We start from the raw sequence: 26,554 nt of genomic DNA on the forward strand, positions 1-26,554 counted from the left end.
TCGCGCGCATGGACATCCGCCGCGTCACGTCGTTCGACGCCGTCCTGGCCGCGGGCCACCTGTTCGACGGGCCGCCGCGCGAGGACGCCACCCGCGCGTTCCTCGCCGACGACCGGCACCACCTGCTCGTCGCCTACGTCGACGGCGCGCCCGCCGGGTTCGCCTCCGGCGTGGAGACCATCCACCCCGACAAGGGCGTGGAGATGTTCCTCTACGAGCTGGGCGTGGACGACGCGTTCCAGCGGCGCGGCATCGGCACCGCGCTCGTCGGCGCCCTCGTCGAGCTGGCCCGCGAGCGGGGCTGCACCGGCGCGTGGACCGGCACCGAGAAGGACAACGCCGCCGCGCTGGCCACCTACCGCAAGTCGGACGCCGAGCTCGACTTCGACACCGTCGCCGTCTCCTGGGGCTTCTAGCCCCCGGACGGCCCGCTCAGGCGCTCTTGCGGCGCAGCAGCGTGCGCCGCTGGAGCGACTCCTCCAGCGCCTCGAACGCGCGGTTCATCGCCGCGTCGTACTCCTCCTGCGGGCGTGGCGGCACCGACTCGTCCGGCGCGGGCACCGGGGTCATCGTCATCCACCGCTCCTCCCAGAGCAGCTCGACGACGGCCTCCCAGTGCACCCGCACCACGGCGCGCACCAGCTTCTCCCGCTCGACGACCTCGACCACCTGCTCCTGCGACGCGGCCAGCCGGGCCATCAGCTCGCGGACCCTGTCCCGGTCGCGGGCGCGCATGCGGTCGACGGACTCGGCGGCGAGGCCGACCAGCTCCTTGTACCGCTCGACCGCCGAGACCGCCGGAACCGCCCCGGCGTCACCTCCGGCAGCACCTCCGGCGGGCACCCCGCGGGTGCGCTGCGCCGGCACCGCGGACACGTGGCTGATCATGGTTCCTCCCCGGTGTCGAACGGGATGACGACCTCGGGCCGCGAGTGCTCGAACCGGTCGAAGAACAGGCCGCGCCGCGGTCGGGGCGACCACGACAGCACCGGCTCCGGACCGAGCGACAGCAGCTCCTTGCCCTGGATGTCGAACGCCACCCACGCGCCGATGTCGTCGTAGGCGCCGGGCGACAGGCTGTTCTTCAACCGCTGCACGCCACGCCACCAGCCCAGCACGTGGGTGCGGTGCTCCGGGCCGTGCCGCAGCACGGTGCGCAGCCGGTCCACCCCGGACGTCCTGGACTCGTCCTTCTGCTCCAAGAGGGTGTGCGCCGCGTCCACGCCGTAAACCACCAGGTAGTGGGGAACCGGCGGGGCGGGCGTCTCGTCGGTCGTCCGCACCTGGATGTCCCCGGCGATCTCCTTGAGCAGGGCCTGCACGTCCTTGAGGTCCTTCAGGCCCGTCTCGTGGCCCACGTCGTGCAGCTGCTTGCACAGCCTCTCGGCGAACGGCTTCGCGTCCTCGACCAGCCACACCACGCTGAACCGGGCCTCGCCGGGCTCGTGCTGGCGGGCCAGGGACAGCGCCGCGCCGTTCAGCACGGCCGCCGCCTCCGCGGCGATGGAGCCGAGCACCGCGACGTTGCGCCCCGGCGTGCGGGCCAGCCGCACCTTGGCCGCGCTGCCCGCCACGTCGATGACCTGGCCCAGCAGCACGGTCGGGTTGCCGTCGCTCGGCCGCAGCGCCCGGAAGTCCGGCAGCGTGGCCAGCGCGGGCACCTTGCTGCCGTCGAACAGGATCGGTTCGGCCAGGTCGGGCGGCCGGCGGCGGTGCAGCTCGGCCTGGAGCGCGTCGATCGTGCCCCGGGCGGTGGCGTCCGGGATGCGCGCCACCTCGTTGCCCGGACGCACGCCCGACTCGTGGTTGACCACCGCGTGCCAGCGCGGCAGCTCCGTGGCGGCGTCGTTCATGTCGGCCAGCACCCGCCGCGACTTGGGCAGCGCGATGCGCACGGTGAACTGCTCGAAGATCGCCGACCGACCCCAGAACGCCTGGATGCTCGACACGTCCTGGCTCGACAGCACCAGGTGGATGCCCTGCGACCGGCCGCGCCGGGCCACGTCCTCCAGCAGTTGCGTCGCCTGGGCGGTGACCGGGTCGCGCTCGCCGAACATGTACTGGAACTCGTCGATCACGGCCACGATCCGCGGCCAGTGGCCGGTCGGGTCCTCCTCGCGCAGCTGCTCCAGCTTGGTGACCTCGTGCCGCTTCGCCGCGTCCGCCCGCCTGCGCATCTCGTCGGACAGGAACGCCAGCAGCGCCACGCCGAACTCGCGGTCGGTGTTGACGTTCACGCCGACCAGCCGGGCGTGCGGCAGCCACGTCGGGTCCTTGCGACCCGGCGCGAACTGCGCGAACGACACGCCCTCCTTGAAGTCGAGCAGGTACAGCTCCAGCTCGTCGGGCGAGTACCGGGCGGCGAGGCTGCCCAGCATGGCGTAGAGGAAGTTCGTCTTGCCCGAGCCGCTGGGGCCGCCGATCAGCGCGTGCGGCGAGGTGTCGCCCAGCGCCACCGGCACCGGCTCGCCGTCCTGGTGGCCGACGGGGGCCGCGACGCCGGCGGCGGACGACTCCCGCCACAGGTGCTCGGGCAGCAGGTCGGCGAACGTGCTCTGCCGCGTGCGGCGGGCCTCCCGCTCGTCGGCGATGGCCGCGCAGGCCCGCGGCACGGCGGCGCGCGGGAACGGCGGGTCCAGCGCCACGGTGACGTGCGCGCCGGTCATGGTGCACGTCGCGGTCTGGTCCGGGGCGATCGTCACGGTCTCGATCGGCGAGTTCACCGTGATCGGGATGTCGACGATGACCAGCTCGATGCCCGCCGCGAGGCCGTTGCGGGCGACCCGCTGGAGCTGCTGCTGGTGCTCCTCGCGCAGCGGTCGCCGGTTGCCGAACAGCACGGCCACCCGCCACGGTTCGGTGCGCCGCCCGCCGGCGGCCCGCACCGACTGGTGGCCCTCCACCAGCACGCCGGTGTGCACCCGCCGGATGTGGTCGGACAGCTCGTCGAGCAGCTCGTGCAGCCGGGCCGGGTCGTGCACGGTGAGCAGACCCGCCCTGGTCAGCGGGTACAGGCCGGGCAGCGAGCCGGTGAGCGCGTTGACGTCCCACACGTGGACGTGCACCAGGCCCGGCTGGAAGTGGCTGAGCACCCGCAGCAGGAGGTTCTCCACCAGCCCCTCGGCGGTGTGCCGGCTCTCGTGCGTGGACGCGACGTGCAGGTGCGCGTGGTCGAGCAGCGGGACCGCCACCGGGAACCGCCGCGGCTCCGGCGCGCTGCGCACCACGCCCGTGCCGACGCGCCACAGCTCCGGCACGGGCTCGCTGCCGTCCGCCGTGCCGGGCCGGCCCAGCCACGACTCGTGCGGCTGCGACGCCGGGCCCCTGGCGACCGAGTCGACCAGGGCGGCCAGCTCGTCGGGGCCGTGCTCGGACCACTCGCGGAACGCCTCGACCCGGTCCACGAGCGCCCGCGCGAGCTGCTGGGAGAACAGCGGGTTCGCCAGCGCCCCGGCGAGCAGCGGGTCGTCCAGCGCCCGGTCCACGCCGTCGCCGCGCAGCATCACCTCGAACATGTCGCGGGCGCGCTCGTCGGCGAGGAGCCGGTGCTCCCGCGAGGCGTTGCCCAGCGCGGCGGCGACCGCCGCGCGGAACTCCTCGAAGGCGCCCTCGATCCTCCTGCGGCGTTCGTCGCGCCTGCTCACGTCACAGCTCCCCGGCCACGCGCTGGACCAGCTCGATGCTGCCGACGATCAGCTCCAGCTCGTCGGCGAACAGCTCACCGGCCTTGGTGAACTCCGGCGGCACGAGCGACTCCGGGTGGTTCGCGCTCGCGGCGACCAGCAGCCCGACCGCCTCGTCCAGCGCTTCCCCGGCCTCCCTGACGCAGCGGTAGGCGTCGCGGAGGTACTCGCAGCTCTGGTCGAGCGCGGCCCTGATCTCGCCCACCGTCGCCACGTCAGAGCCCGGAGTTGTAGCTCTCGGCCTGGTTGATCCCGGCCCGGAGTTGGTTCTGCAGGTCGGTGACGCCGTTGGCGACCTCGGCGAAGTGCGCGTTGGCCTGCTCGACCTCGGACTGGCCGCTGCCCTGGGTCGTCTGGCTCAGCAGCGCCTGCGCGTCCGTGGCCAGGTCCGCGGCCTGTTGCAGGGCGTTGATGCTGTCGTTCGCCTTGCTGACGGCCTGGGCGATCGCCGTGCGGACTTCTTCGACGGTGGCCATGTCGGGTACCGACCCCTCCTGCGCTTTCGCTGGTGTTCCTATAGTTGAAAGTAGTACCCAAGGGTTCGCGTTCCACAAGCAAGATCGGCTGACCGGGTGGAATGGGGAATCCACTCGTTCGGTTCAGCGAAGTGGATCTCAGTCGGGCACCGTCCACACGAATGCCGAGGCGGGCGTCGCTGTGAGTCCCAGGGCCGTGATCCCACTGGGTGGGAGGGCTGCTGCTGACCAGCGCGTGGTCGCGGACCCCTCGGACCACTCCACGGACGTCCACCCCGAACGGCCCAGCGACGTGACGGCGTCCTGTAGCGCCACCTCGGCCGAAGTTTCCGCCGAACCGAGGTCGACGTGCACGCTCAGTACGTGCCCAAGGGGAGCCACCCGGGTGATCTTGCCATTCCTCGCGACGCGGCTCGCTACCGCCCGCGCCCGCCACTCGGCCCGTTCCACCCGATCCGTTTCCACGTCGACGCGCAGCAGGAGGCGCGTGGTCGGCCGTTCGGCCCCCACCGGCTCGGCCGGCTCGGCCGCCGCCTCCTCCCGGTGCGCCGGGTCGCCGCCGACCCACGCCTCCACCAGCAGCCGCTCCGCGCCCGGCAGCAGGCCGTCGAGCCGGTCCGGGTCGTCCAGCACCGTCCACGCCGTCGGCGGCTCGCACGACACCCGCGGCACCGGCAGGTCGTCGCCCAGCCGCCGGACGTACGACCGCACCGCGCGCGCCAGCGCGGCGGCCACGTTCCGGGCCACCCGCTCGCCGCTCGGGCTGCTGATCGTCACCGACCAGCAGCCCGGCTCCTCGTCGGAGCAGTCGGAGGCGCGCACCACCCGCCCGCCCAGGCGCAGCAGGCCGGCGCAGGCCGCGCGCGCCTGCCGCTCGTCGTCGGCCGCCACCACCGCGGTGATCAGCAGCTCCAGGTCTTCTCCCACCATGTCGGGACGGAATTGTCCACGACACGGACAGGGGGTGTCAGCGGCCCTTTGCCGTCACCCACAAGCAGGGCTTACCGGACACCCCTCGTGATGAGCCCTGATCAGCGTGTTTTGGCACGTCGAAACAGCACGTCACCCGATGTGGTCGGCGGCGGGCGGCGGCGTGTCGCCGAGGTGACGATGGCTCCCGCATGGTCACAAACACCCAGGAGGTTCCCATGCGCAGTGTCATCCGGTTCATCGCCGCCGGCGCGGTCTCGCTGCCCCTGCTGATCGGAGCCGCGGGCATCGCGTCGGCCGATTCCGGCACCCACGCCGAGCACGAGAACTACACCGTGGCCGCCTCGTCGGAGGGCGCGCTCGTCCACGAGGTCCAGGCCGGTGCGCACGAGTACGGCGTGGCGTACTTCCACGAGAGCTTCGTGGGCGCCGGGTCGGAAGGCGCGGGCTACTACGAGGTGAGCGCGGTGTCCTACCCCGGTGGTGCGCACTACGAGGACGAGTACGCGTTCGCGGGTCCGCACGGCGCGGTCGTGGGCGGTGCGGAGAGCAGCGCCGACAGCGGTGACGGGGACGACGAGGGCTGGGACGACTGACCCGGTCCCGACCCGACCCCCCGGACCCGGGCGCGCGACGCGCGCCCGGGTCCGGGGGTCACCCGCTCGACCCGGAGCGCGTTCCGGTACCACCCGACCGGGTGATCAGTCCAGGTCCAGCACCCGCCGGACGAACGCGACCACGTCCGCCAGCACCTCGGCCGCGTTGGTCTCGTTGAACACCTCGTGCCGGGCGCCGGGGTAGACGCGCTCCTCGAACAGCAGGCCGCGCAGGCGGTCGGTGCCGGTGCGGGTGTCCGCGAGCGGCACCAGCCCGTCGGCCTCGCCGTGCAGCCAGAGGGTCGGCAGGTGCTCCAGGGACGGGCCGTAGTTGACCTCGTCGAGGGCCCGCTCCAGGGACTCCAGCGTGGGGCGCTTGAACGGGCCGTGCCAGACCAGGGGATCGGCGGCGTAGCGCTTGCCGACCTCCGGGTCGCGCGAGAGGGTGTCCGGGTCGATCGGCGTGTCCGGCACCTCCGGCAGCGCGAGCGCGTCCAGGCCCTGCCAGGTGCCCAGCACGGGGGCGGAGAGCACGAGGGCGGCCGGCGGGTGCAGCTGCGCGTACCTCGCCGCGACCAGGCCGCCCATCGAGTGCCCGACGAGCACCAGCGGCAGCTCGGACGCGGCCGAGGCGATCGCGGCGCCGACGTCGGCGACCAGGCCCTCGAAGTCGGTGATCAGCGCGCGCTCGCCCTCCGAGCGGCCATGGCCGACGTGGTCGGCGGCCACCACCAGCGCGCCCGCCTCGACCAGCGCGTCCGCGACGTGCCCGTACCTGCCGCCGTGCTCGCCGTACCCGTGCACGAGCACGGCGAGCCAGGAGGCGTCCAGGTTGGGCCAGGTGCGGACGGCGAGTTCCCCGGCGTGGCCGGGGACGTTGGACTCGATCACCTACGCAGCGTAGAACGCGCTGATGGCGATCCGTCCCCCGGCGCACACCGGGCCGAAGTGCCAGTCCAGCGTCATCGGCTGGGTCTCGTCCGGCGGGATGGCCGCCGCCCGCGCCGCCTCCGGCTCGCACGGCCGCTCGACCGGCTCGTCACCGGTGGCCACGACCGTCCAGTGCAGGTTCGCCGCGGCCTGCGCCTTCGGCGGCAGCACCACCCGCGACGGACCCGGGTCGGCCTCGCGCTCCAGGTCGGTCGGCACCGGCTGCCCGGCGGCGTCGAGCAGTTGGAGGCCGCTGTAGCCGTTGAGCGTGCACGGCGTCGTGCCGTTGTTGGTCACCACCAGCTTGGCGTAGCGGTTGCCGGCGGCCGCGTCGGTCGGCCGGACCTCGCCCGCCAGCACGGCCGCCGTGCAGCGGTTCGACGCCGGGCCGGCCGTGGCCTGGTCCGTGGCCGGGGGCTGGGTCGTCGGCGAGCTCGGCGGCACCGGCGCGACGCCGGTCGTGGCGTCCGAGGACGGCGGCGCGAGCCCGATGCTCGACTCGTTCGCCGCCGGCCGGGCGCCGCCGCCGCACGCGGACAGCACGACCGCGAGGGCGCCGACCGCCGCGGTTGCCGCGAGTGGTCGTCTCATGTCCACCTCCTGGTCCAGTGAGTGGTCCCTGTGAGGAGGACGTACCCAACGGCCGGGAGGTTGGGTCGTTCTGCCAACAATTCACCGTATTGGGCGCGTCAGTGGTTGCTCTCGACCCAACCGTCGGGCAGGACGGGCATGTCGTCCAGTTCGGCGGTCCACAGGTAGGTCCAGCAGACCCGCCCGTCGGGCAGCGTGACGCGCACGCGGGTGTACTCGTCGCCCTCGTACTCGTCGAGCACGGGCAGGGCGTCCTCGGGGTTCTCCAGCCGCAGCACGTGGCCGGGCACGCCGGGGCCGACGCCGCCGTCGGTGGTGGCGAGGGGGCGCAGCGCCGGGTAGCCGCGGCCGGTGTCGTGCAGCGTGCCGGGCAGGCGGGCGGGCTCCGGGTCACCGCTGGTCAGCGGTTCCACGAGGGGCCAGGCGGCCATGCCGGGGCGGAGCGTGCCGTAGGTGAAGAGGCGGTCGGGCCAGTCGTCGGGGGACGGGTCGCCGTGCACCGGCGTCACGTCCAGGCCGTCGTTCGCGGCGGGCCGCCCGGCCAGCCGCGCCGCGCCCCGCTGGTCCACGTCGGCGCAGCGCACCGGCCGCCCGTTGACCAGCAGCGGCATCCGCCTCGACCCGGCGCCGGTGTAGGCGAGCACGGAGTCGACGACGCCGCCGTCGAACAGGGTCACCCGGCCGGTGCGCAGCCGCACGAGCCGGTAGCGCAGCCCCCGCCCCTCGCAGCGGTCGAGCACCCGCAACTGCTCCGCGGTGGCGAACCACACCGCGTGCTCCTCCTCGACGCCCGGCACGGCGGCGAGCGTCGCCGGGCGCTGCCCGTCGACCTTGCGCAGCCCGGCCGCCCAGACGGCGGCCAGCCCCTCGCACCGGGCGCGCAGCACGACCGCCGGGCCGGTCAGGCCGAGTTCCTCCCGCAGCCAGGTCACCTTGGCGGGGTTGGCGTTGGAGCCGTAGGCGAGCACCGGCATCCGGCCCGCGAGGGGCGGTTCGCCGTGCTCGGCCAGCCACTCGTCGAGGTCGCGGCCGTCCGGGGCCACGCGCCACCCCGAGTCGGCGCCCGGGTCGGGGGTGACCGGCCAGCCGGCGCCGTCGAGGTGCACGAAGCAGTGTCCCGGCCGAGCTCCCGGATAGGGCTCGGCCGGGTGACTATCGTCCGTGAAGGGCTGCGTCATGGCGCCCATTCTGGCAAAGCCCACCTGGAATTCACCCGTTGTTGGGTTCGGCCGACCGTCGGAGATCCGATCTCTGGCCGGGATCGCAGGGGCTGCTCCCGGGAATCGGGGGTGCGCGGATCGGTACAGATCGGATGTCCGGGCGTGAGCTGTCACACGTTCCCGTCCCGCCGCGCGTCGTAGGCGCGTTGGGCCGCCACCAGTTCCGGCAGGTTCTCCTGGATCCACCCGAACAACCCCCTGATCCGCTCCGCGACGTGGGTACCCGCCGGGGTGAGCGAGTAGTCCACGTGCGGCGGGATCACCGGGTGCACCTCGCGGTGCACGAGGCCGTCCCGCTCCAGCGCCTGCAACGTCTGGGCCAGCATCTTCTCGCTCACGCCGGTCACCGCGCGGCGCAGTTCGCCGAACCGCAGCGTGCCGTCCAGCAGCTTGCCGAGCACCAGGCTGCCCCACTGGCTCGTGGCGTGGCCGACGATCGCACGGGACGGGCAGTTGCGGTCGTACACATCACCCTCGGGCAGCATGGCACCGACCCTACCTGGAGGCTTTCCTCGACGTAAGTACCCCACCGAAAGGTGGGTACTGTCGAAAAGTTAGCGCTCGACCTAGCGTTGCCGGCATGACGATCCTGATCACCGGCGCGACCGGCCACCTCGGCTCACTGATCATCGAGCACGCCCGGCGGCTCGCCCCGACCGGCGAGGTCCTGGGGTCGGCGCGCGACCCGCGCAAGGCGGAGCACGCCGGGGTGGAGGTGCGGCCGGGCGACTTCGCGGGCGACCTGACCTCGACCTTCGCGGGCGTCGACCGGCTCGTGCTCGTGTCCGCCGACGGCCCGAACCGGCTCGACCTGCACCGGGCGGCGGTGCGGGCGGCCGTGGACGCGGGCGTGCGGCACGTGCTCTACACGTCGGTCACCGACGCCGACACCTCGCCGCTGTCGCTGGCCGCCGACCACGCCGCCACCGAGCGGCTGATCCGCGCGAGCGGCCTCGCCTTCACGTTCCTGCGCAACGGCATGTACCACGAGAACTACCTGAACCCCGGCCCGGTCGTGACGGCCGCGGGCGACGGGCGGATCGCGTCGGCGTCCCGGGACGACCTGGCGCTGGCCGCCGCCGTCGCGGCCACCACCGACGGCCACGAGGGCGTCGCCTACGAGCTGACCGGGCCGCGCGCGTGGAGCTTCGACGAGCTGGCCGCGCTGCGCGGCACCACGCACACCAAGGTCACGGCGGAGGAGCGCGCGGCCGGTCTGAGGGGCTTCGGCCTGCCGGACTTCCTGGTCGAGCTGCTGACCGACATCGAGGTCAACATCGGCCGCGGCGCGCTGTCGGAGGTGCGGCCCGACCTGGAGAAGCTGATCGGCCGCGCGCCCACGACCATCGAGGACGCCGCGCGCGCCGCGGCGTGACGGGTCAGTCGGCGGCGGGGCGCTCCAGGGCCAGGGCGGCGTCGATCTCGCGGTGCGCCCCGGGGTGCTCCTCCCACCACCTCGCGTAACGCGGGTTGCGGGGCAGCAGCGCCCGGTGCGCCCGCGCGGCGGCGGCGAACACGTCGTGCGCCCGCCCGGCGGCCGGTCCCTCCCGCCGCGTCGCGAGCATCAGGTCCACCATCAGCGGGGCACCGCGCAGGGGCCGGACGACGATGCCGTCGCCGCTGCGGGACTGCGGCAGCGCGAACGACACCGCGCCGTTGGCCACCAGGCCGCGCGCGGTGCTCGCCTCGTTCACGTGGTGGGTGAACCGGGGCGTGAACCCGGCCGCCGAGCACGCCGTGAAGATCGCGATGCGGTTGCCGAGCAGCTCGTCCGGCGGGGGACACCCAGTCGCGGTCGACGAGCTGCGCCAGGTCCACCTCGTCCTGCTCGCCGAGCGGGTCCGTCTCCGGCAGCGCCACGAACTGCGGCTCGCTGACCAGCCGCCGGATCTCCAGGCCGCGCGTCTCCCGCCGCTCCAACCCCTCGAACCGGTCGAACACGCCGAGCTGGACCCGGCCGGACACCAGCAGCTCCAGCAGGTCCGAGGGGCCCCGCGTGATCTCGGTGCGGACCTCCGAGCAGGGGATCGCGCGCCGCAGCTCCTCCACGAAGCGGCCGAAGAACAGCGTGGGCACGCCGCCGACGAGCAGCGGTCCGGGCGTGGCGCCGCGGGTGCGCTCGCGCGCCAGGGACACCAGCTGGTCGACCTCGTCCAGCACCAGCCGGGCCGTGCCGACGACCTGCCTGCCCAGGTCCGTGGGCGGCGACCCGGCGGGGGTTCGGTCGAACAACCGGCCGCCGACGATCCGCTCCACGGTCCGCAGCTGGGCGCTCATCGCGGGCTGGGTGAGGCCCAGGCGGGCCGCCGCCTTGGTGAGGCTGCCCTCGTCGGCGATCGCGCAGACCGCCCTGAGGTGGCGCAGTTCGAGCTCGGGCATAACGCTCTTCCATCCCCCTTTCGCATGACCTGCCAGCCCCCGCGCCGGTCATAGTCGGTGGAGTCCCCGCGACGGAGGAGAGCGCATGAGCCAGATCTGCCGAGCCGCGGCCGTCCCGGTCCCGGCCGCGCCGGGGACCGGTGACGAGCCGGGGGTGACGGGCGGACGTCCCACCCCGTGCGGGCCGCCGGCCGCGACTGCGGAGCAGCGACCGGCGGCCCCGATCCGTGATCGGCGCTCCGTGATCGGCGCTCCGTGATCGGCGCTCCGTGATCGGCGCGGTGGACCGGACCTCGGTAGCGTCGAGGCCATGTCAGTAGTGGACAGCCCCGTCGACTGGGTGAAGCAGCACATCCAGCGCTACGTCGAGACGAACGGCGCCGAGGGCCACGAGTGGCGGCCGGGCGTCTTCACCCTCCTGCTCACCACGACCGGCCGGAAGTCCGGCCGGCCGCGCCGCACCGCGCTGATCTACCAGCGGCACGGCGACGCGTACGTGGTGGTCGCCTCCCAGGGCGGCGCGCCCGACCACCCCGCCTGGTTCAAGAACCTCGTCGAGGACGACTCGGTCGAGGTCCAGGTCGCGGAGGACGAGTTCCGGGCGCGGGCGCGGGTGGCGACCCCCGAGGAGCGGCCCGCGCTGTGGGCGCTCATGACCGAGGTGTGGCCGGCCTACGACGAGTACGCCGCCAAGACCGACCGCGAGATCCCGGTCGTCGTGCTGGAACGCGCCTAGACCTCCCGGTCCGCGGTCCCCGCCGCGGGGATCTCCTCCGCGGGGATCGCCACCGCCGCGCCGGTCACCGCGACCCGCGGGTCGTCGGGGGAGACGCGCACGGTCAGCGTGCTCGGCCGGCCCATGTCCACGCCCTGGTGGACGGTCAGCACGCGCGGCGCGGTCACCAGGCCCAGCTCGCGCAGGTAACCGCCGAACGCCGCGGCCGCCGCCCCGGTGGCGGCGTCCTCGACGACCCCGCCCACCGGGAACGGGTCGCGGGCGTCGAAGGTGTCCTCGTCGCGCTGGTGCACCAGGTGCGCGGTGACGGCGCCGCGCGCCCGCAGCAGGTCGCCCAGGGCGTCGAAGTCGTAGTCGAGCGCGGCCAGCCGGGCCCGGTCGCGCACCGCGACCACGAGGTGCCGCGCGCCGCCGAACGCCCAGTGCCCGGGGTAGCGCGGGTCGAGGTCGGCGGCGTCCCAGCGCAGCGCCGCGAGGGCGGCGGCGACGTCCTCGTCGGGGGCGGGTTCGGACGACGTGGGGACGCTGGTCAGCGTCGCCGTGACGCCGTCGGTGTCGATCTCCACCGGGCCGGCCGCGGTGTGGAAGCGCAGCGTGCCGGTGCGGCCGAGGGCGACCGCGGTGGCGACCGTGGCGTGGCCGCAGAACGGGACCTCCACCAGGGGGCTGAAGTAGCGCACGTCGTACTCGCCGCCGGTGTCGCGGGGGACGGCGAAGGCGGTCTCGGAGTAGCCGATCTCGGCGGCGATCCGGAGCATCGCCGCGTCGTCGAGACCGGTAGCGTCCAGCACCACACCGGCGGGGTTGCCGCCCGCCGGGTCGCTGCTGAACGCGCTGTAGCGGAGGATCGCGGGTTCGGCCCGCCGGGTACCGGGTGTCGCGGTGGTCATGGGACCAGGGTCCCCCGGGTGCCGTCATCGAGTCCAACGATTCCCCGTGATGACCTCGATCGCTATCCTCGATCCGGTGGACACCCGCCTCCTGCGCACCCTCCTGGTGCTCGCGCGCACGAGCAGCTTCACCGCCACCGCGGCCGAGCTGCACCTCGTGCAATCCACGGTGACCAGCCAGGTCAAGGCGCTGGAGCGGCACCTCGGCGCGCGGCTGTTCGACCGCCTGCCCACCGGGGCCCGGCTGACCGAGGCCGGTCGGCAGGCCGTCGAGCACGCGCGGGAGGTGCTGACGGCCGAGCAGCGGCTGCGGGACGCGGTGCGCGGCGGCACCGCCGTGGAGGGGGACGTGCGGCTGGCGGCGCCGGAGTCCGTGTGCGCCTACCGGCTGCCCCAGCGGGTGGCCGACGTGGCGATGCGCTACCCCGGCATCCGCGTGCACCTGTCGCCCGCCGGGACCAGGCAGGCGCTCGCCGGCGTCCGCGACGGCACGCTCGACCTCGCCCTGGTGCTGGAGGACACCGTCGTCGCGCCGGGGTTGAAGGTGACGGCGGTCGGCGTCGAGCCGATCGAGCTGGTGTCCGCGCCGGGCGTCGTGCTCGACGACCGGTACTTCCTGCTGGAGGAGGGTTGCTCCTACAGCGACCGGTTCGTGCGCGAGCTGTCTGCGGCGTCGAGCGTCACCCGGTTCGGCAGCATCGAGGCCGTCCGCTCGTGCGTGGTGGCGGGCCTGGGCTGGGCCGTGCTGCCCCGCGTGGCGGTCGCCGATCACCTGGACGCGGGCACCCTGCACCGGGTCCGCGAACTCCCCGACAGCACCCTCTTCCTGGTCACCGACCCCCGCCGCACCCCCTCGGCCGCCGTCCGGGCCGTGATCACCGCGACGACCTGACCCGAACGCACGACTCGCGGGGCGCGAACGCACGACTCGCGCGAGTCGTAAGTTCGCGCCGGGTGAGTCGTAGGTTCGGGAGGGGTGAGTTCTGCGTTCAGGTCTGGGTGGCCAGGCGGGTCAGCATGGCTTCGCAGGTGCGGACCACCACGGCGGCCGCCTGGCGCTGGGCGTGGTCGAGGGTGGGGTCGGCGGTGTGGTCGCGCCAGCGGTTCAGGGTGTCCAGGACCGCGTGCCGGAGTTCGGGGGCGGTGGGCTCGTACTCCATGCCGAGGCGGGTCGGCAGGTCCGTGCCCAGGCCGCCGACCAGGCGGGACGCCTCGGGCTCCAGGTCGTCGGGGAGGCGGGTCCGGCCGCCTTGCAGCGCGGCCAGCAGGCGGAGTTCGCGGAAGTCGTGGGCCGTGGCCAGGACGCGCTCCAGGGCCGCCGCCAGCGGGGCCGAGCCGGGACGGGGTTCGGCGCGCAGCACGACGTCCAGCCCGAGCAGCGCGGACCGCGCCTTGAGCACCTCGCGCCGCTCGGTGAAGTACACGCCGATCGAGTCGCGCAGCTCGCCCAGACCGCTGCGCTGCACGAGCTGACCGGTCAGCTTGACCTGGGTGTCGAAGCCCTGGCGGATCAACGTCGTGGTCAGCCGCACGCCGAACACGCCGAACCGCTCCACCAGCCCGCGCCGCACCGCCGGGTCCAGCCGCACCGGGAAGTCGTCGCCCACGAACCGGTCGGCGGACAGCAGGTGGTCCTCCAGCTCGGTGCGGGCGAGGGAGGCCAGGGCCGACAGCGCGGCGAACTCGTCGGCGCGGATGGTGCGCCCGGCCACCGCGAGCAGCCCGGCCACCGCGACCACGTTCTGGCACAGCGGCTTCACCGCCGCTTCGCGCCGGTAGCGGCGGGCGATCTGCTTGGCCGAGGACAGCGCGTCGATCCGGCCGCCGCCGATCTCGTCGGCGCGCGCCAGCACCAGCACGGTGTTCACCGGCGCGGCCCGCGCCACGGGGTGGTCGTGCGCGGTGCGCAGGAACCGCACGTCGTCGGTGTGCAGGTGCCGGGTCAGGTACAGCACGGCGTCGGCCTCGCCGTACACCTGCTCGACCGGCGTGCCGCCGGGCGTGTCCACCAGGGTGAGGTCGCGCAGCGACCGCGACGGCCACTGGACCACGACCCGCTCCGCGTCCGGCGCGTCGACGAACGCCCTGCCGTCGCGCCGCACCACGGGCACCTCGTAGTGCCCGACCCAGGCGCGGGGCTGCTGCCCGTCGTAGTACCAGGTGGTCGCCCCGGTGGGCGCGAACTCCTCGCCGATCAGCGCGCTGACCACGGTCGACTTGCCGGAACGCGGCCCGCCCGCCACCGCCACCCGCACCGGCTCGGTGAACCGCTGCCGGTGCCCGCGCAGCCACGCCACCGCGCGCGGGCTGTCCCGGTAGACCACCAGCGCCTCCTCCAGCAGCGACCACACCTCGTCACCGAGCGAGTCGGGAGGGGCGGGAGGGGTGGGGGAGTCGGGTGGGGGGAGGGTCATGCGCTGATGCCCAGTTGCGGGGCCTGGCCCCCCGCCAGCGCCTGCACGCGCTGGTAGAGGGCGACGAGGGCGTCCAGCTCGCGCTTGGCCTCGCGGTCGCGGCGCTCCCGCTCGGACGTGTCGTCCTGCACGGCGCGGCGCGCGCTGCGGGCCGATTCGAGCAGCGTCTCCTGCATCTCCTCGGCCAGCGTGGAGAAGTGGTTGCGCAGGTTGCGCTGCACGAGCCGGGCCGCGTCGCGGCAGTCCTTGCTGAACTTGATGAAGAAGTCGTCGACGTGCCGGGCGGCGGCGGCCTTCGCGGCGGCCTGGCGGCGGCGCAGCCGCTGGTCGCCCTCGTCCACGATGGACTTGCCGCCGAACAGCGCGCCCGCGCCCAGCGAGATCGCGTTGATCAGCGGCATCCCGGCGAGGCTGGTGGCCAGGCCGAGCATCAGCACGCCGCCGTACGAGCCCTTCAGGCCGGTGAACGCCTTCTGCGCCAGCGTGAACCTCTCGATCAGCGGCTTGTCCATCGGCGACACGCGGTCGAGCACGTCGTCGGGGAACAGCGACTCGGGCAGCAGGTCGTCGCGCGGCACGGGGAAGCTCCTGGCCACCTTCCCGGCCACCCACTCGGAGCGCTCCAGCAGCCAGGCGAAGTTCGCGGTGGCGGCCTCGGTGAGGTTGTCCTCCAGCCACTCCTCGAACTTCTCCCAGCCCAGCACCGGGTCCGCCGTCTCGAACGTCCGCTCGACCTCGCGCAGGATGCGCCGGGTCCGGTCGCGCAGGTCGTGCTCGATGTCCGACACCAGGTCGGCCATCTCGTCGGCCAGCACCGTCTGCCAGCGCGCGGACCGGCGGCGCAGCTCGTCGATGCGGCGCTGCGCCTCGTTCAGCGCGGCCAGGGTGTCCTCGGCGCGGCGCGATCCCCGCGCGGACAGCTCCTCGCGGACCGGCGCGACGAGCTGCTTGATCGCGGACGCGGCGGTGACCGCGACCGAGCGGCGGGCCAGCACGTCGGCGGCGGCCACGATGTCCTGCTGCACGCACGCCAGCAGCTCGGGGAACCCGGACTCGGCGTTCAGCGCCTTGTCGCCGGTCCTGGCGGCGCGCAGCCGCAGCGCGGCCGACACCGGGACGATCTTCACGGCCACGCCCGCGCGCGTCAGGTGCGCCCGGTTGCGCTCGACGACCCGTCGCCACTGCGGCGAGATGTCGATCTTGGTCAGCACCACGGTGACGTTCGGGCACGACGTCATGACCTGTTTGAGCAGCTCCACCTCGGACGCGGTCAGCTCGGCCGTCGCGTCGGACACCATGAGCACCGCGTCGGCCTGGAGCAGGGCGGCGAACGTGCTGGCGGTGTGCGCGGGCCGCAGGTCGCCGACACCGGGGGTGTCGATCAGCACGAGGCCGGAGCCGAGCAGGGCGCGCGGGATGCCGACCTCGGCGCGCACCACGTCGCCGCCGAGGTGCTGCGCGGCGCTGCCCAGCTCGTCCAGCGGCACGGGGATGCGCTCGGTGGGCGTGTTCGCGATGGTCGCGCCCCGCACGAGCGCCGCCGACGGCGTCTCCGCGTGCTGCACGAACGTGGGCACGGGGGTCGTGACGTCGTCGCCGACCGCGCACACCGGGGCGTTCACCATGGCGTTGACCAGCTGGCTCTTGCCCTGCTTCGGCTCGCCCATGACGAGCACCCGGAGCTTCGGGTCCAGCTGGCGGGTGCGCTTCTCGCGCAACCGCTCCGCCAGGTCGGGCCGGTTGTGCGCGGCGCAGGCCCGGATCGTGTCGTCGAGCACGTCGAGCCAGGGCGCGGACATCACCCGGAAGAGTGTGCCGCTACTCCGCCCCGGAGTGGAAGTGAGGGCCGGCCCCGCCGCGTGGGCGGGGCCGGCCCCCTGGTCCTCGGTCGGCGTCAGAACAGCAGGTCGTCCACGCCGAGGGAGTCCACGACCGGCAGGTCGAGGCCGCCCACCGCGCCGGTGACCGTCCCGGTGACGTTGGTCACCACGCCGTCGACACCGGCGGTGTGCGCGACGGCACCCACCGTGTCGGTGACGGCCGCGAGCGGGGCGTCGTCCTCGACGGTGTGGTGCTGCCCCAGGCCCCGGCCGGAGACGTCCAGGTCGAGGCCCCGGGCGAGGTCGCCCGCGGGCAGGGTGCTGGTGAGGCCACCGGTCACGTCGCCGAGCACGCCGTGCAGCGTGTCGAGCGAGCCGAACGCGGTGCTGGTCAGGCCGTCCGCGCCGGGCAGCGAGCCGGTGACCCCACCCGCGGTGGCGACGGCGCCGTCGAGGCCGCCCGTCGCCGTGGAGGTCAGGTCGGAGACCTGACCGTGGGCGGTGTGCAGCGTGCCGTCCAGGGTGCCGGTCACGTCGTTCACCGCGGAGAAGTCACCCTCCACCGTCAGCTTGGCCGAGCCGGAGGCGTCGAGCAGGTCCCAGCTCGACACGCCGCCGAACACGGTGAGGCCGCCGGCGTCCGCGCTGAGCGTGCCCGCCACGGCGGCCTTCACGTCACCGGCGCCGGTCGCGCCCGACAGCGCGATCTGGTCGGTGACGGCCTTGAGCCGGAAGATGGCGCCCGCGTGCCCGGCGTCGGCCAGGTCCAGCGGCAGGTCCTCCAGCAGCGAGCCGTCGAGAGCGGGCAGGCTCCCGGTCGGCACGTAGTCGAGGACCAGCGGGATGACTTCCTGCACGTCCAGCGCGCTGATGTCGCCCAGGCCCGCCTTCGCCAGGGTGCCCGCCGCGTCGGCCTGGAAGTCGGCGAGGGCGGTCGGGTCGCTCAGCAGGTCGAGGACGAAGTCGTGCAGCGTGGTGGGGCTGGTGCCCATGTCTGTCTCCAGGTCGGGGATGGCGAACGCGAAGAGGCGCGGACCGGCAGGGGGAGCCCGGCGATGGAGATCACGTTACGACCGGGGGAAAGCCGGGCCATCGGGGATTACTCCCTGTAGATGCCGCATCCACGATGGGGTGGTACTCGTTCACTCCCTAGGGGATTAGGGGATGCGGTTGTGACCTCCTCGTGATCCATGTAGGTGTTGGTCGTACTTCGAACAGGTGAGCAAGGGAGGCTCCGAGTTGCCGTACGTCCTCGGGGTCGACGTGGGCACGACGCGCACCGCGGCGGCCGTGTGCCGGCTGGGCGGCGTCGGTCGGGCCGAGCCCGAGCCGGTGGGCCTGGGCGGTCCCGGCGGCGGCGTGGCCTCGGTCCTCCAGCTCACCCCGGACGGCGCGTTCGCGGTCGGCGAGCCGGGCGACCCCCGGTGCACGGCCACCGGGTTCGTCCGCCGGGTCGGCGACGCCGTGCCCGTGTTCCTGGACGGCGAGCCGTGCACCCCGGAGGAGCTGACCGCGCTGCTGGTCCGCTGGGTGGTCGACCAGGTGGCCCGCCGCGAGGGCGAACCGCCGGCGCACGTCGCGCTGGCCCACCCCGTCGGGTGGGGCGTCCACGCCAGGGGCCTCGCGCACCAGGCCCTGCGGGCGGCCGGGGTGGACGCCTCCCTGGTCCCCGAACCGGTCGCCGCCGCCCACAACCACGCGTTCGGCGGGCCGCGCCCGGGCGGTCCGGACGCCTTCCCCCCGAACACGTCCCCCTTGGGCGTCTTCGGCCTGGGCAGCCACGGTTCCTGCGCCGCCGTCGTGGGCCGGGACTTCGAGCTGGTGGCCGCGGTCGACGGCGTCGAGCAGGACGCGGGCGCCGCCTTCGACGACGCGGTCGCCGCGCACGTCCGGGCCTCCCTCGGCCGCGAGCTGGACGAGTTGGACGCCGACGACCCGCGCACCCGCGGCCTGTTCGCCCGGCTGCGGCGCGACTGCGAGGCGGCCAAGCGGCTGCTGTCCGGCACGGTGGAGACGTCGATCCCCGTGCACCTGCCGTCCGGGCGCGTCGACGTGCCGCTGACCAGGGCGCGGTTCGAGGAGCTCATCCGGCCCCCGGTCGAGCACGCCGCGGCGGCGTTCGCCCGGCTCGTCGCCAACGCCGGCGGCGTCGGGACCACCGTGCTGGTGGGAGGCAGCGCCCGCATCCCGCTGGTCGCGGCGGCCGTGCCGGGCCGGGTGGTGCTGGAGGCCGCCCCGGAGACCTCCGTCGTCAAGGGCGCGGCGCTGGCCGCCCGGCGGTTCGTCGTCGGCCCCGAGGACGAACCCGAGCCCATCGAGACGTCGGTGATGGTGCGGGACGACGACCCGCTGCTGCGCTTCCCTGTGGGCGGGCTGGACGCGTCGGACGCGGAGATCGCCGCGCCGCCGCCGCCCCGCCCGCCCGTCGACATCACGCCGCTGGACCTGCCGGAACGCCGCACGGTGAAGCGCGTCGTGCGCGCCCTCGCGGCCACCGGGGGCCGGCGTCGTGCCCGTGACCACGAGGACGGTCGTTGAGCCGGATCATGATCGCGCACCCGGTGCTGCCCGAACAGGTCTCGCGGGTGCTGGACGCCGTCGCGGACGGCGCGGCGCCCCGCTTCGGCATCGTCGCGCCCGGCGGGTACGGCAAGACGACCGTGCTGCGCGAGGTGGCGCGGGCCTGCGAGGACGCCGGGACCACCGCGACCACCGTGGACGACGCCCACCTGCTGCCCGACGCCGAGCTGCTCGCCCTGCGCGCCCGGGTGGAGCGCGGCGACGGGGCGGTGGTCGTGGCGTACCGGCCCTGGCCGAGGTCGCGGGCGCTGTCCGCGCTGGCCGAGTCGCTCGGCCGCGCCCGGCCCGCGCTGGCGCTGGAGCCCTTCACCCGCGAGCAGGTGCGGGCCGTGCTGCCCGCCCCGGCGCGCGCGCACGCCGAATTCGTGCACCGGCAGACCGGCGGCGTGCCGCGGTTCGTGCTGCGCTTCGCCGGGATCACCGCGGCCGAGGTGCCGCCGGACGTCGTGGCGTCCTTCCGGGCCGACCTGGACTGGCTGGACGTCGACGTGCAGAAGTTCCTGCTGGCCGCCGAGGCGGGCGCGGCGCTGCGGCTCGACCTGCTCGGCGGGCTGCTCGGCGGCGACGTGGACGCGGTCGGCGACGTGATCGAGGCGGGCCGCGCCACCGGCCTCCTCGCCCCCGACGGCGCGCTGCTGCCCGTCGCCCGGCTGGCGGTGGCCGAGCTGAGCCGCACCGACCGGCGCATCGCCGTGCGGCAGCGGCTCGCCGAACTCCAGCTGCGCTCCGGTGGACCGGTGCTGGAGCTGGTGCGGCCCCTGCTCGGGGCGGCCGGCCCGGAGGCCGCGGGGCCCGGTCCGGAGGCGGCGGGGGCGACGGTGGCGGCCGGTCCGGAGATGGCGGCGGCGTTCCAGGCGGCGGCGGCCGAGGCGCTGCCGGCCGACCCGGCGCTCGCCGCCCGGTTGCTCGCCGCCGTCGGCACGCCGTCCGCGGAGGTGGCCGTGCGCCGCGCGGTGGCCTGCGCGATGGCGGGCGACCTCGACGCCGCGCTGCGGCTGGCCGACGGGGTCATCTCCTCCGACCCGGCGCACCGGGGGCGGGCGGCCGAGGTCGCCGCCATCGCCCTGGCCCACCGGGGCCAGCTGGCCCGCGCCACCGAGCTGCACCGCTGGTCGCCCAGCTCGACGTCCACCGCGTTCGCGGTGATCGGCGAGGTCGGCACGGGCCGGTTGCCCGCCGAGCCGCTGCCGGTCGCCCCGCCGACCATGCTCGACGGCGGCGCGTCGCTGATGGCGCAGGGAGTGCTGGAATCCGTCACGGGGTCCGCCACCACCGCGCTGTCCACGCTGGTGCGCGCGGCCGGGCTGCTGGAACCCGCCGGGAGCGCCGTGCTGCTGCCGGACTCGCCCGCCGCCCTGGCCGCGCTCGTCGCGCTGCACGGCGGCGAGCCGGCGGTCGCGGAGTCCGTGCTGGACCGGGCCGTGGCCACCTCGCTCGGCGGCGCGCTGATGGCGGTGCGGCACCGGCTGCTGCGGGCGTGGGTGGCGATGCTGCGCGGCAACCTGGCCCGCGCCCGGGAGACCCTGGTGGCGCTGCGCAGGACGGGACGCCCGCTGGAGCCGCGCGACTGGGTGTTCGCCATCGCGCTGGAGGTCGGCATCGCCCGGCGCAACAGCGACCTGGCCACGCTCAGGCGTACGTGGGAGCAGGCGTGCGAGGCCGTGCTGCGGCACCCGGTCGACCTGTTCACGTTCCTGCCGCTCGGCGAGTTCGCGGCGGCGGCGGCCCGGATGCGCGACCAGCACCGGCTCGCGCCGCACCTGGCCGAGGCCCGCGAGCTGCTGCACGCGCTGGGCGACCCGCCGCTGTGGGGCGTGCCGCTGCACTGGAGCGCGCTGCACGCCGCCGTCACCGCCGAGGAGACCCGCGCCGCCGAGGAGCACGCCGCGTCGCTCGCCGCGGTCGCGGACCGCGGCCGCTACGCGGGCGTCATGTCGACGGCCGCGGAGAACTGGCTCGACGTCCTCGCGGGCCGGGTCGACCCCGACCGGGTCGAGGAGGCGGCCCGCGGCCTGCACGCGGTCGGCCAGTGGTGGGACGCGGCCCGGCTGGCCGGTCAGGCGGCGATCCGCACGTCCGACCGGCAGGCCATGGTGCGGCTGCTGGACTGCGCCCGCCTGCTCCAGGGCCGACCGGCCGGCGGCGCGGGCCGCGCGAAGGCACCCGAGCCCGTGGTGGAGCACGACGGGGGCAAGCTCAGCGACCGGGAGCGCGAGGTGGCCGAGCTGGTCGTGCGCGGCCTGACCTACAAGCAGGTCGGCGACCGGCTGTTCATCTCGGCCAAGACCGTCGAGCACCACGTGGCCCGCATCCGGCAGCGCCTGGGCTGCGGCAGCCGGGCGGAGCTGCTGGACCAGCTCCGCCAGATCGTCGGCTGACGCGGCGCGGCCCGCCGGACCGCGCGGTCAGCCGCGCCGGGGCGAGGTCGAGTGCAGCAGGACCAGGCCGAGGCCGGCGATCACGAAGTTCTGGAACGCCGCCGCCAGGCCGTTCCAGTCCTTCGACTGCCACATCACGAACCACTCGCCGCCGATGGCGATGAACCCGCCGCCGAACAGCAGCGCCTGCATCACCCAGCCCGTCGACGACAGCTGCCGGGCCGTCTCCTCGCGGCGGCGCAGCCACGTCACCAGCGCGGCCAGCAGCACCAGCGCGGTCACCGCCTCCCAGGCGATGATCATCACGTAGGCCGCGGTGACCAGCGCCGGGCTGGTGATGGCGCGCCACGAGGTGTCGGGCGAGCCGAACGTGGTGTCCATCGCGAGGACGTGCCGCACGAACGCGTGGTTGGTCTCGTAGTCGGTGACGTTCCCGAACACGACGAGGGTCATGTAGAGCGCGCTGACGCCGGTCAGGGCCGCGATCGCCGCCCGGGGGCTCCCCACCCTGGAAAGAAGACGCATGTCCCGCAACCTATCCACAACCCGAAGGAAATCCACGAAAATCGGTGCCCGCCGGCGGGCGGCCGTGCGGTCCGGGTCCCGCGCGGGTTCGGGGTCCCTCACCGGCAGGGCGGCTCGTAGTCCAGTTGCGGCAGGTGCTCCCGCCACTCCTCCTCCGGCAGCACGCCCCGCGTCTTCGCGCAGATCCGCTCCTCGGCGTGCGACTGGTCGAGGTCCCACACCCGGACCGTGCTGTCCGTGCTGGTCGAGCCCAGCCGGGTGCCGTCCGGCGAGAACTCCAGGTCGCGCAGCGCGCCGTCGTGCCCGGTCAGCGACTGCCCCAGCGACGCCGGCCGCAGCGGGGTGCGCACGTTCCACAGCCGGATCGTGCGGTCGCCGCCGCCGGACGCCAGGACCCGCCCGTCCGGGCTGAACTCGACCGCGACCACGCTCTCCACGTGCCCGGTGATCGGCGCCCCGATCTGCCGGACCCGGTCCGGCGACGTCAGGTCCCACAGCCGGATCGAGCTGTCGTCGCCCGCGGTCACCAGGGTCCGCCCGTCGGGGCTGATGTCGCCGGCGCGCACCGCGCCCGAGTGGCCCCGCAACGGCTGCCCCAGCGGTTGCGCGCCGGCCGGGTCGGCGGTGCCCCACAGCCGCACGGTCTGGTCCGCGCCCGCCGTGACCAGGGTGCGGTCGTCGGGGGTGAACCCCGCGTAGTAGACGTACCCCTCGTGCCCGACGAGCGGTTCGCCGAGCCTCCTCGGGTGTTCCCGGTCGCCGATGTCCCACAGCTGCACGGTCTTGTCGTCGTGCCCGGTGAGCAGCACCCGGCCGGAGTGGCTGAACGCCACCGGCGAGCTGTACCGGGTGCCCAGCTCGACCGGCAGGCCCAGCGAGCGGGGTCGCGCCGGGTCGGCGAGGTCCCACAGCCGCACCACCTTGTCGCTGGCGGTGGCGAGCGTGCGGCCGTCGTCGCTGATCGCCGTCGCCCACACCGGCGCGCCGTGGTCCACGACGCCGACAGCGGTCGTGCCCCCCGGCGCGCCGGTGTCCCACACCCGCACCAGCCGGTCCTCGCCCGCCGACACGACGTACCGGCCGTCGGGGGTGAACAGGGGGCCGGTGGTGCGCGCGGCGTGGCCCACGAGCACGTCCCGCGGCAGGGACCACAGCCGCACGACGGCGTCGTTGCTGCCGGTGGCCAGGGTGCGCCCGTCCGGGCTGAACGACACCGCGTACACGGGTCCGCCGCGGCTGCCCAGGGGTTGGCCGAGCTCCAGCGGGTGCGCGGGGTCGGTGACGTTCCACAGCCGGGTCGTGCCGTCCGAGCTGGCCGACGCCAGCACCCGGCCGTCCGGGCTGAACGCCACCGACCACACGCCGTTGGTGTGCTCGGTCATCGGCCTGCCGAGCGCGTGCGGCACGGCCGGGTCGGCCACGTCGTACAGCCGCACGGACCAGTCCTCGCTGCCCGCCGCCAGCACCCGGCCGTCCGGGCTGAACGCGAGCGAGCGGACGATGTTGTCGAACCCGGAGATCGGGTCGCCGAGCTGCTTCGGGTGCGCGGGGTCGCGCACGTCGAACAGCACCGCGGTCCGGTCGTCGCCGCCGGTGGCGAGCAGCGTGCCGTCCGGGCTGAACGCCACCGAGCGCACCTGCCCGGTGTGCCCGCCCAGGGGGGTGCCGAGCCGGGCAGGGTGCGCCGGGTCGCCCACGTCCCACAGCCTGGCCGTGTGGTCGGCGTTCGCCGTGACCAGCGTCTTCGAGTCCGGGGTGAACGCGAGCAGGTAGATGGTGCCGTTCCCGCCGAGCAGCGGCTCGCCCAGGGAACGCGGGTGCGCCGGGTCGCCCACGTCCCACAGCCGCAGGGTCCCGTCGTCGCCCGCGGTCGCCAGCGTCCGCCCGTCGGGGGAGAACACCGCCGAGGTCACCCAGCTCTGGTGGCCGATCAGGGGCGACCCGAGGGCCTTCGGGTCGTCCGGGTCCCGCAGGTCCCACAGCCGCACGGTGTCGTCGTAGCTGGCCGAGGCCAGCGTCTTCCCGTCCGGGGAGAACGACGTCAGGTAGACCGCGCCGGTGTGCCCCGCCAGCGGGGCGGCCAGCGGCGACGACTGCGTGGACAGCAGCCGCGTCCGCACCTCCTGGTCGTCGGGGCGCATCCGGTGCGCCACCAGGTCGAACTGCGCGGACAGCGACGGGTCGCTCTCGCGCAACCGGTCGGCCTCGGCGACGACCTGCCGGAACACCGCGTCGTCGCGCTGCCGCACGGCCAGCACCGCGGCGGTGCCCGCGATGACCGCCAGCACGACGACGCACGCCACCGCCGCGCGCCTGGCCCACGCGGCGCGCCTGCGGTGCTGCGTGGAGACGGCCAGGAAGTCCTGCGCGGTGCCGGTGAGGCCCTCGGGACCGGCCGCGCCCGCCCAGTGCCGCGCCGTCTCCAGCCGCGCGCCCCGGTAGAGCAGCGACGAGTCGCGGTCCTGCGCCGCCCACGTCGCCGCGTCCTCCTCCAGCCGCTGGCGCAGCAGCTGGCCCTCGCGGTCCTGGTCGATCCAGCTGCGCAGCCGGGGCCACGCCTGGAGCAGCGCCTCGTGCGTGATCTCCACCGACCCCGCGTCCAGCGTCACGAGCCGGGCGCGGGCCAGCACCTCCAGCGCCTCCTCGCCCGCAGCCCGGTCCGCGGCCTGCCCGACCAGCTCGTGCCGGGTGGAGCGGCGGCGCGTGTCCTGGGTGTCCTCGCCGATGCGGACCAGCCGCAGCAGCAGCGGGCGCGCCGCGTGCTGGGCGCCCGGCGCGAGGTCGGCCCACGCCCGTTCCGCGGTGGCCGCCACCGCGCCCTGGATGCCGCCCGCCGCCCGGTAGCCCGCGATGGTGAGCTTGCCGGACTGCCGCCGCTGCCACGTCGCCAGCAGCGCGTGCGACAGCAGCGGCAGCGCGCCCGCGTCGTACGCGCCCTGGCCGCCCCGGGGCTGCGCCCGCCCGCTGCGCACGCCCAGGTCGCGCAGCATCAGCTCGACCAGACCGGGCTCCAGCTGGAGCCCGGCGGCCCTCGCCGGGCGGGACACCGCCTCGCGCAGCTCCGCCGACGTCATCGGGCCGAGCACCATCTGCCGGTCCTGGAGCGCGTCGGCCAGCTCCGGGAACGCCAGGCACCGGCCGTAGAAGTCGGCCCGCACGCCCACCAGCACCAGCGCCGGGGCCGTGCCGCCGGGCACCGCGGGCGTGCACGCCACCGTGAGCGCCTGCACGAACACCTGCACCCGGGCCTCGTCCGGGGACAGCGTGAACGCCTCCTCGAACTGGTCGACGACCACCACGACCCGCTCGGCGCCGTGCCGCGCCGCGTGCGCCGCGAACGCGGCCCGGATCTGGGCGGCGAACCGCATCACGCCCACCAGCGCCTGGCCGAGGTAGGTGTCCACCCCGCCCTGGCCGAACGCGGGGAACTCGGTGTCCGCCCCTTCCTGGCCGAATGCCAGGTCGAGGACGTCCGCCAATTCCGGGATCTCGCCCACCAATTCCCCGATGGGGTCCGCGCCGGGCGTGATGACGATCGCCGGCCATTTCTCCGAGCCCTCTATCGCGAGCGCGCCGTTGCGGATGGACGGGATGACGCCCGCGCCCACCAATGACGATTTCCCGGCGCCCGAGGCGCCGACCAGCATCACTATTCCGCCGGTTTCCGCGGCACTGCCCATCCGGGACACGAGCGCGGCGGTGCTGCGTTCCCGGCCGAAGAACCAGTTCGAGTCCTCGCACTGGAAGGCGGCCAGCCCCCGGTACGGGCACACGCCGATCCCGTCGGAGCTGGGCGGCTCCTCGGGCTCGCCCGTCGACACCGGGCTCGCCAGCGCCTCCTCCCACAGCCCGCGCCACGCGTCCAGGTCGTACAACCCGGCCACCGGGGGCTGCGGACGGGCCTTGCGGGCCTCGCCGATGAGGACTTCGAGGACTACCGAGAGTGCCGAGAACCGGGCCGGCACGTTGCGTCCGCGCCGCCAGTCGCTGACCCGCTGGGCGGTCGCCCGGACCGGCCTGCCGCGTTCGTCGGTGCGCCGCGCGCGGGACACGGACTCGGTCACCCGCTTCAGCGGAGGGTCGCCCGCCTCGGCGTAGAGCAGCGCGAACCGCTCGGCGAAGACGGTGCGGGGACCCGACCCCTGACCGGAACCAGCCATCCGCGGCGTGCCTCCTCGGGTCCGGTCTTCCGGACCGGAAAACCGGGTGTGAGCGCGTGAACAGGTCATTCGTGGACCGGTGTTGCTCCAGGAAGTCCACCCTAACGACTCACGCTGACAAGGTGTGGAGGACGTTCCGGTGGCGTCGTCGAGTTGCGCGGAAGGACCGGTCGAAGTGGTTTCGCAGACAGTCGGCGCGAGTGGCGGCACATTCTCCGCTGAGGGGTCCTGGGGGTCCTCTCAGCG

The 26,554-nt window shown here is 74.8% G+C and carries 23 protein-coding genes and 1 pseudogene; 7 read left to right on the forward strand and 17 right to left on the reverse strand.

Translation table 11 applies throughout. The features are described from left to right. Nucleotides 1–8: 8 nt before the first annotated feature. Nucleotides 9–416: a GNAT family N-acetyltransferase gene (locus tag CKY47_RS11310; RefSeq protein ID WP_306745674.1), complete on the forward strand. Its 408-nt coding sequence runs from the start codon at nt 9–11 to the stop codon at nt 414–416. A 16-nt stretch (nt 417–432) separates the two neighbouring features. Here CKY47_RS11310 and CKY47_RS11315 read toward each other — a convergent pair whose 3' ends face one another. The 5 genes from CKY47_RS11315 to CKY47_RS11335 all read right to left on the reverse strand — a co-directional run bounded on the left by CKY47_RS11315 (nt 433) and on the right by CKY47_RS11335 (nt 5,089). Continuing rightward, a complete protein-coding gene (locus CKY47_RS11315; protein WP_306745675.1) occupies nt 433–888 on the reverse strand; it encodes a hypothetical protein in 456 nt (151 codons plus the stop codon). Beyond that, nucleotides 885–3,644 (reverse strand): FtsK/SpoIIIE domain-containing protein, encoded by a 2,760-nt coding sequence (locus CKY47_RS11320; protein ID WP_306745676.1) that lies wholly within the window; start codon nt 3,642–3,644, stop codon nt 885–887. The genes CKY47_RS11315 and CKY47_RS11320 overlap by 4 nt, the downstream gene beginning before the upstream one ends. Nucleotide 3,645: 1 nt before the next feature. Continuing rightward, nucleotides 3,646–3,888 carry a hypothetical protein gene (locus tag CKY47_RS11325; protein WP_306745677.1) on the reverse strand — a complete coding sequence of 81 codons (243 nt, stop codon included), beginning with the start codon at nt 3,886–3,888 and terminating at the stop codon, nt 3,646–3,648. A 10-nt stretch (nt 3,889–3,898) separates the two neighbouring features. Further along, nucleotides 3,899–4,159 (reverse strand): hypothetical protein, encoded by a 261-nt coding sequence (locus tag CKY47_RS11330; RefSeq protein WP_306745678.1) that lies wholly within the window; start codon nt 4,157–4,159, stop codon nt 3,899–3,901. Between the two features lie 138 nt (nt 4,160–4,297). Then, complete coding sequence (locus CKY47_RS11335) at nt 4,298–5,089, reverse strand: hypothetical protein (RefSeq protein WP_306745679.1); 792 nt, start codon at nt 5,087–5,089, stop codon at nt 4,298–4,300. A 218-nt stretch (nt 5,090–5,307) separates the two neighbouring features. On the opposite strand from CKY47_RS11335, the gene CKY47_RS11340 reads away from it, so the two are divergent. Continuing rightward, the gene (locus tag CKY47_RS11340; RefSeq protein WP_306745680.1) at nt 5,308–5,685 is read left to right on the forward strand and encodes a hypothetical protein; all 378 of its coding nucleotides are present in this window, start codon (nt 5,308–5,310) and stop codon (nt 5,683–5,685) included. 105 nt (nt 5,686–5,790) lie between these two features. Here CKY47_RS11340 and CKY47_RS11345 read toward each other — a convergent pair whose 3' ends face one another. The 4 genes from CKY47_RS11345 to CKY47_RS11360 form a co-directional block, all read right to left on the reverse strand. Beyond that, a complete protein-coding gene (locus tag CKY47_RS11345) occupies nt 5,791–6,576 on the reverse strand; it encodes an alpha/beta hydrolase (RefSeq protein WP_306745681.1) in 786 nt (261 codons plus the stop codon). Continuing rightward, the gene (locus CKY47_RS11350; RefSeq protein ID WP_306745682.1) at nt 6,577–7,206 is read right to left on the reverse strand and encodes a DUF4232 domain-containing protein; all 630 of its coding nucleotides are present in this window, start codon (nt 7,204–7,206) and stop codon (nt 6,577–6,579) included. A gap of 98 nt (nt 7,207–7,304) precedes the next feature. Further along, on the reverse strand, nt 7,305–8,312 hold the full coding sequence (locus CKY47_RS11355) for a gamma-glutamylcyclotransferase (protein ID WP_306745683.1): 1,008 nt from the start codon (nt 8,310–8,312) through the stop codon (nt 7,305–7,307). Nucleotides 8,313–8,536: 224 nt separating this feature from the next. Continuing rightward, entirely contained in the window at nt 8,537–8,911 is a 375-nt protein-coding gene (locus CKY47_RS11360; RefSeq protein ID WP_306745684.1) for a winged helix-turn-helix transcriptional regulator, read from the reverse strand. Between the two features lie 95 nt (nt 8,912–9,006). Here CKY47_RS11360 and CKY47_RS11365 point away from each other — a divergent pair, with 95 nt between their 5' ends. Next, nucleotides 9,007–9,801, forward strand: coding sequence for an NAD(P)H-binding protein (locus CKY47_RS11365; protein WP_306745685.1), 795 nt, complete (start codon nt 9,007–9,009; stop codon nt 9,799–9,801). Nucleotides 9,802–9,805: 4 nt separating this feature from the next. On the opposite strand, the gene CKY47_RS11370 is transcribed toward CKY47_RS11365, so the two are convergent. Beyond that, entirely contained in the window at nt 9,806–10,120 is a 315-nt protein-coding gene (locus CKY47_RS11370; RefSeq protein ID WP_306745686.1) for a type 2 periplasmic-binding domain-containing protein, read from the reverse strand. 94 nt (nt 10,121–10,214) lie between these two features. After that, nucleotides 10,215–10,805 (reverse strand): annotated as a pseudogene (locus CKY47_RS11375) (LysR family transcriptional regulator); the annotation flags it as partial. Nucleotides 10,806–11,115: 310 nt separating this feature from the next. Here CKY47_RS11375 and CKY47_RS11380 point away from each other — a divergent pair. Next, on the forward strand, nt 11,116–11,541 hold the full coding sequence (locus CKY47_RS11380; RefSeq protein WP_306745687.1) for a nitroreductase family deazaflavin-dependent oxidoreductase: 426 nt from the start codon (nt 11,116–11,118) through the stop codon (nt 11,539–11,541). On the opposite strand, the gene CKY47_RS11385 is transcribed toward CKY47_RS11380, so the two are convergent. Next, entirely contained in the window at nt 11,538–12,431 is an 894-nt protein-coding gene (locus CKY47_RS11385; protein WP_306745688.1) for a PhzF family phenazine biosynthesis protein, read from the reverse strand. The genes CKY47_RS11380 and CKY47_RS11385 overlap by 4 nt on opposite strands. Nucleotides 12,432–12,507: 76 nt before the next feature. Between CKY47_RS11385 and CKY47_RS11390 the strand changes: the two genes are divergently transcribed. Beyond that, complete coding sequence (locus tag CKY47_RS11390) at nt 12,508–13,323, forward strand: LysR family transcriptional regulator (protein WP_306745689.1); 816 nt, start codon at nt 12,508–12,510, stop codon at nt 13,321–13,323. 97 nt (nt 13,324–13,420) lie between these two features. On the opposite strand, the gene CKY47_RS11395 is transcribed toward CKY47_RS11390, so the two are convergent. The 3 genes from CKY47_RS11395 to CKY47_RS11405 all read right to left on the reverse strand — a co-directional run bounded on the left by CKY47_RS11395 (nt 13,421) and on the right by CKY47_RS11405 (nt 17,657). Beyond that, the gene (locus CKY47_RS11395) at nt 13,421–14,845 is read right to left on the reverse strand and encodes a P-loop NTPase family protein (protein WP_306745690.1); all 1,425 of its coding nucleotides are present in this window, start codon (nt 14,843–14,845) and stop codon (nt 13,421–13,423) included. Continuing rightward, the gene (locus CKY47_RS11400) at nt 14,842–16,644 is read right to left on the reverse strand and encodes a dynamin family protein (protein WP_306745691.1); all 1,803 of its coding nucleotides are present in this window, start codon (nt 16,642–16,644) and stop codon (nt 14,842–14,844) included. The genes CKY47_RS11395 and CKY47_RS11400 overlap by 4 nt, the downstream gene beginning before the upstream one ends. A 95-nt stretch (nt 16,645–16,739) precedes the next feature. Beyond that, nucleotides 16,740–17,657: an IniB N-terminal domain-containing protein gene (locus CKY47_RS11405; protein ID WP_306745693.1), complete on the reverse strand. Its 918-nt coding sequence runs from the start codon at nt 17,655–17,657 to the stop codon at nt 16,740–16,742. Between the two features lie 226 nt (nt 17,658–17,883). On the opposite strand from CKY47_RS11405, the gene CKY47_RS11410 reads away from it, so the two are divergent. After that, on the forward strand, nt 17,884–19,203 hold the full coding sequence (locus tag CKY47_RS11410; protein WP_306745694.1) for an Hsp70 family protein: 1,320 nt from the start codon (nt 17,884–17,886) through the stop codon (nt 19,201–19,203). Next, nucleotides 19,200–21,623 carry a helix-turn-helix transcriptional regulator gene (locus CKY47_RS11415; RefSeq protein ID WP_306745695.1) on the forward strand — a complete coding sequence of 808 codons (2,424 nt, stop codon included), beginning with the start codon at nt 19,200–19,202 and terminating at the stop codon, nt 21,621–21,623. The genes CKY47_RS11410 and CKY47_RS11415 overlap by 4 nt, the downstream gene beginning before the upstream one ends. Nucleotides 21,624–21,650: 27 nt before the next feature. Here CKY47_RS11415 and CKY47_RS11420 read toward each other — a convergent pair whose 3' ends face one another. Together CKY47_RS11420 and CKY47_RS11425 are read right to left on the reverse strand one after the other, a co-directional pair. Then, the gene (locus tag CKY47_RS11420; RefSeq protein WP_306745696.1) at nt 21,651–22,148 is read right to left on the reverse strand and encodes a DUF2165 domain-containing protein; all 498 of its coding nucleotides are present in this window, start codon (nt 22,146–22,148) and stop codon (nt 21,651–21,653) included. Between the two features lie 98 nt (nt 22,149–22,246). After that, nucleotides 22,247–26,308 (reverse strand): nSTAND1 domain-containing NTPase, encoded by a 4,062-nt coding sequence (locus CKY47_RS11425; RefSeq protein ID WP_306745697.1) that lies wholly within the window; start codon nt 26,306–26,308, stop codon nt 22,247–22,249. Nucleotides 26,309–26,554 lie beyond the last annotated feature (246 nt).

Source organism: Saccharothrix longispora (genome assembly GCF_030852425.1).
GTDB classification, from domain to species: Bacteria; Actinomycetota; Actinomycetes; order Mycobacteriales; family Pseudonocardiaceae; genus Actinosynnema; species Actinosynnema longispora.

What these genes read in the sequence shown, in the direction of transcription:
- CKY47_RS11310 (WP_306745674.1), top strand. Translation starts at nt 9, where the DNA reads ATGGACATCCGCCGCGTCACGTCGTTCGACGCCGTCCTGGCCGCGGGC.
- CKY47_RS11315 (WP_306745675.1), bottom strand. Translation starts at nt 888, where the DNA reads ATGATCAGCCACGTGTCCGCGGTGCCGGCGCAGCGCACCCGCGGGGTG.
- CKY47_RS11330 (WP_306745678.1), bottom strand. Translation starts at nt 4,159, where the DNA reads ATGGCCACCGTCGAAGAAGTCCGCACGGCGATCGCCCAGGCCGTCAGC.
- CKY47_RS11335 (WP_306745679.1), bottom strand. Translation starts at nt 5,089, where the DNA reads ATGGTGGGAGAAGACCTGGAGCTGCTGATCACCGCGGTGGTGGCGGCC.
- CKY47_RS11340 (WP_306745680.1), top strand. Translation starts at nt 5,308, where the DNA reads ATGCGCAGTGTCATCCGGTTCATCGCCGCCGGCGCGGTCTCGCTGCCC.
- CKY47_RS11350 (WP_306745682.1), bottom strand. Translation starts at nt 7,206, where the DNA reads ATGAGACGACCACTCGCGGCAACCGCGGCGGTCGGCGCCCTCGCGGTC.
- CKY47_RS11360 (WP_306745684.1), bottom strand. Translation starts at nt 8,911, where the DNA reads ATGCTGCCCGAGGGTGATGTGTACGACCGCAACTGCCCGTCCCGTGCG.
- CKY47_RS11365 (WP_306745685.1), top strand. Translation starts at nt 9,007, where the DNA reads ATGACGATCCTGATCACCGGCGCGACCGGCCACCTCGGCTCACTGATC.
- CKY47_RS11380 (WP_306745687.1), top strand. Translation starts at nt 11,116, where the DNA reads ATGTCAGTAGTGGACAGCCCCGTCGACTGGGTGAAGCAGCACATCCAG.
- CKY47_RS11385 (WP_306745688.1), bottom strand. Translation starts at nt 12,431, where the DNA reads ATGACCACCGCGACACCCGGTACCCGGCGGGCCGAACCCGCGATCCTC.
- CKY47_RS11395 (WP_306745690.1), bottom strand. Translation starts at nt 14,845, where the DNA reads ATGACCCTCCCCCCACCCGACTCCCCCACCCCTCCCGCCCCTCCCGAC.
- CKY47_RS11400 (WP_306745691.1), bottom strand. Translation starts at nt 16,644, where the DNA reads ATGTCCGCGCCCTGGCTCGACGTGCTCGACGACACGATCCGGGCCTGC.
- CKY47_RS11405 (WP_306745693.1), bottom strand. Translation starts at nt 17,657, where the DNA reads ATGGGCACCAGCCCCACCACGCTGCACGACTTCGTCCTCGACCTGCTG.
- CKY47_RS11420 (WP_306745696.1), bottom strand. Translation starts at nt 22,148, where the DNA reads ATGCGTCTTCTTTCCAGGGTGGGGAGCCCCCGGGCGGCGATCGCGGCC.
- CKY47_RS11425 (WP_306745697.1), bottom strand. Translation starts at nt 26,308, where the DNA reads ATGGCTGGTTCCGGTCAGGGGTCGGGTCCCCGCACCGTCTTCGCCGAG.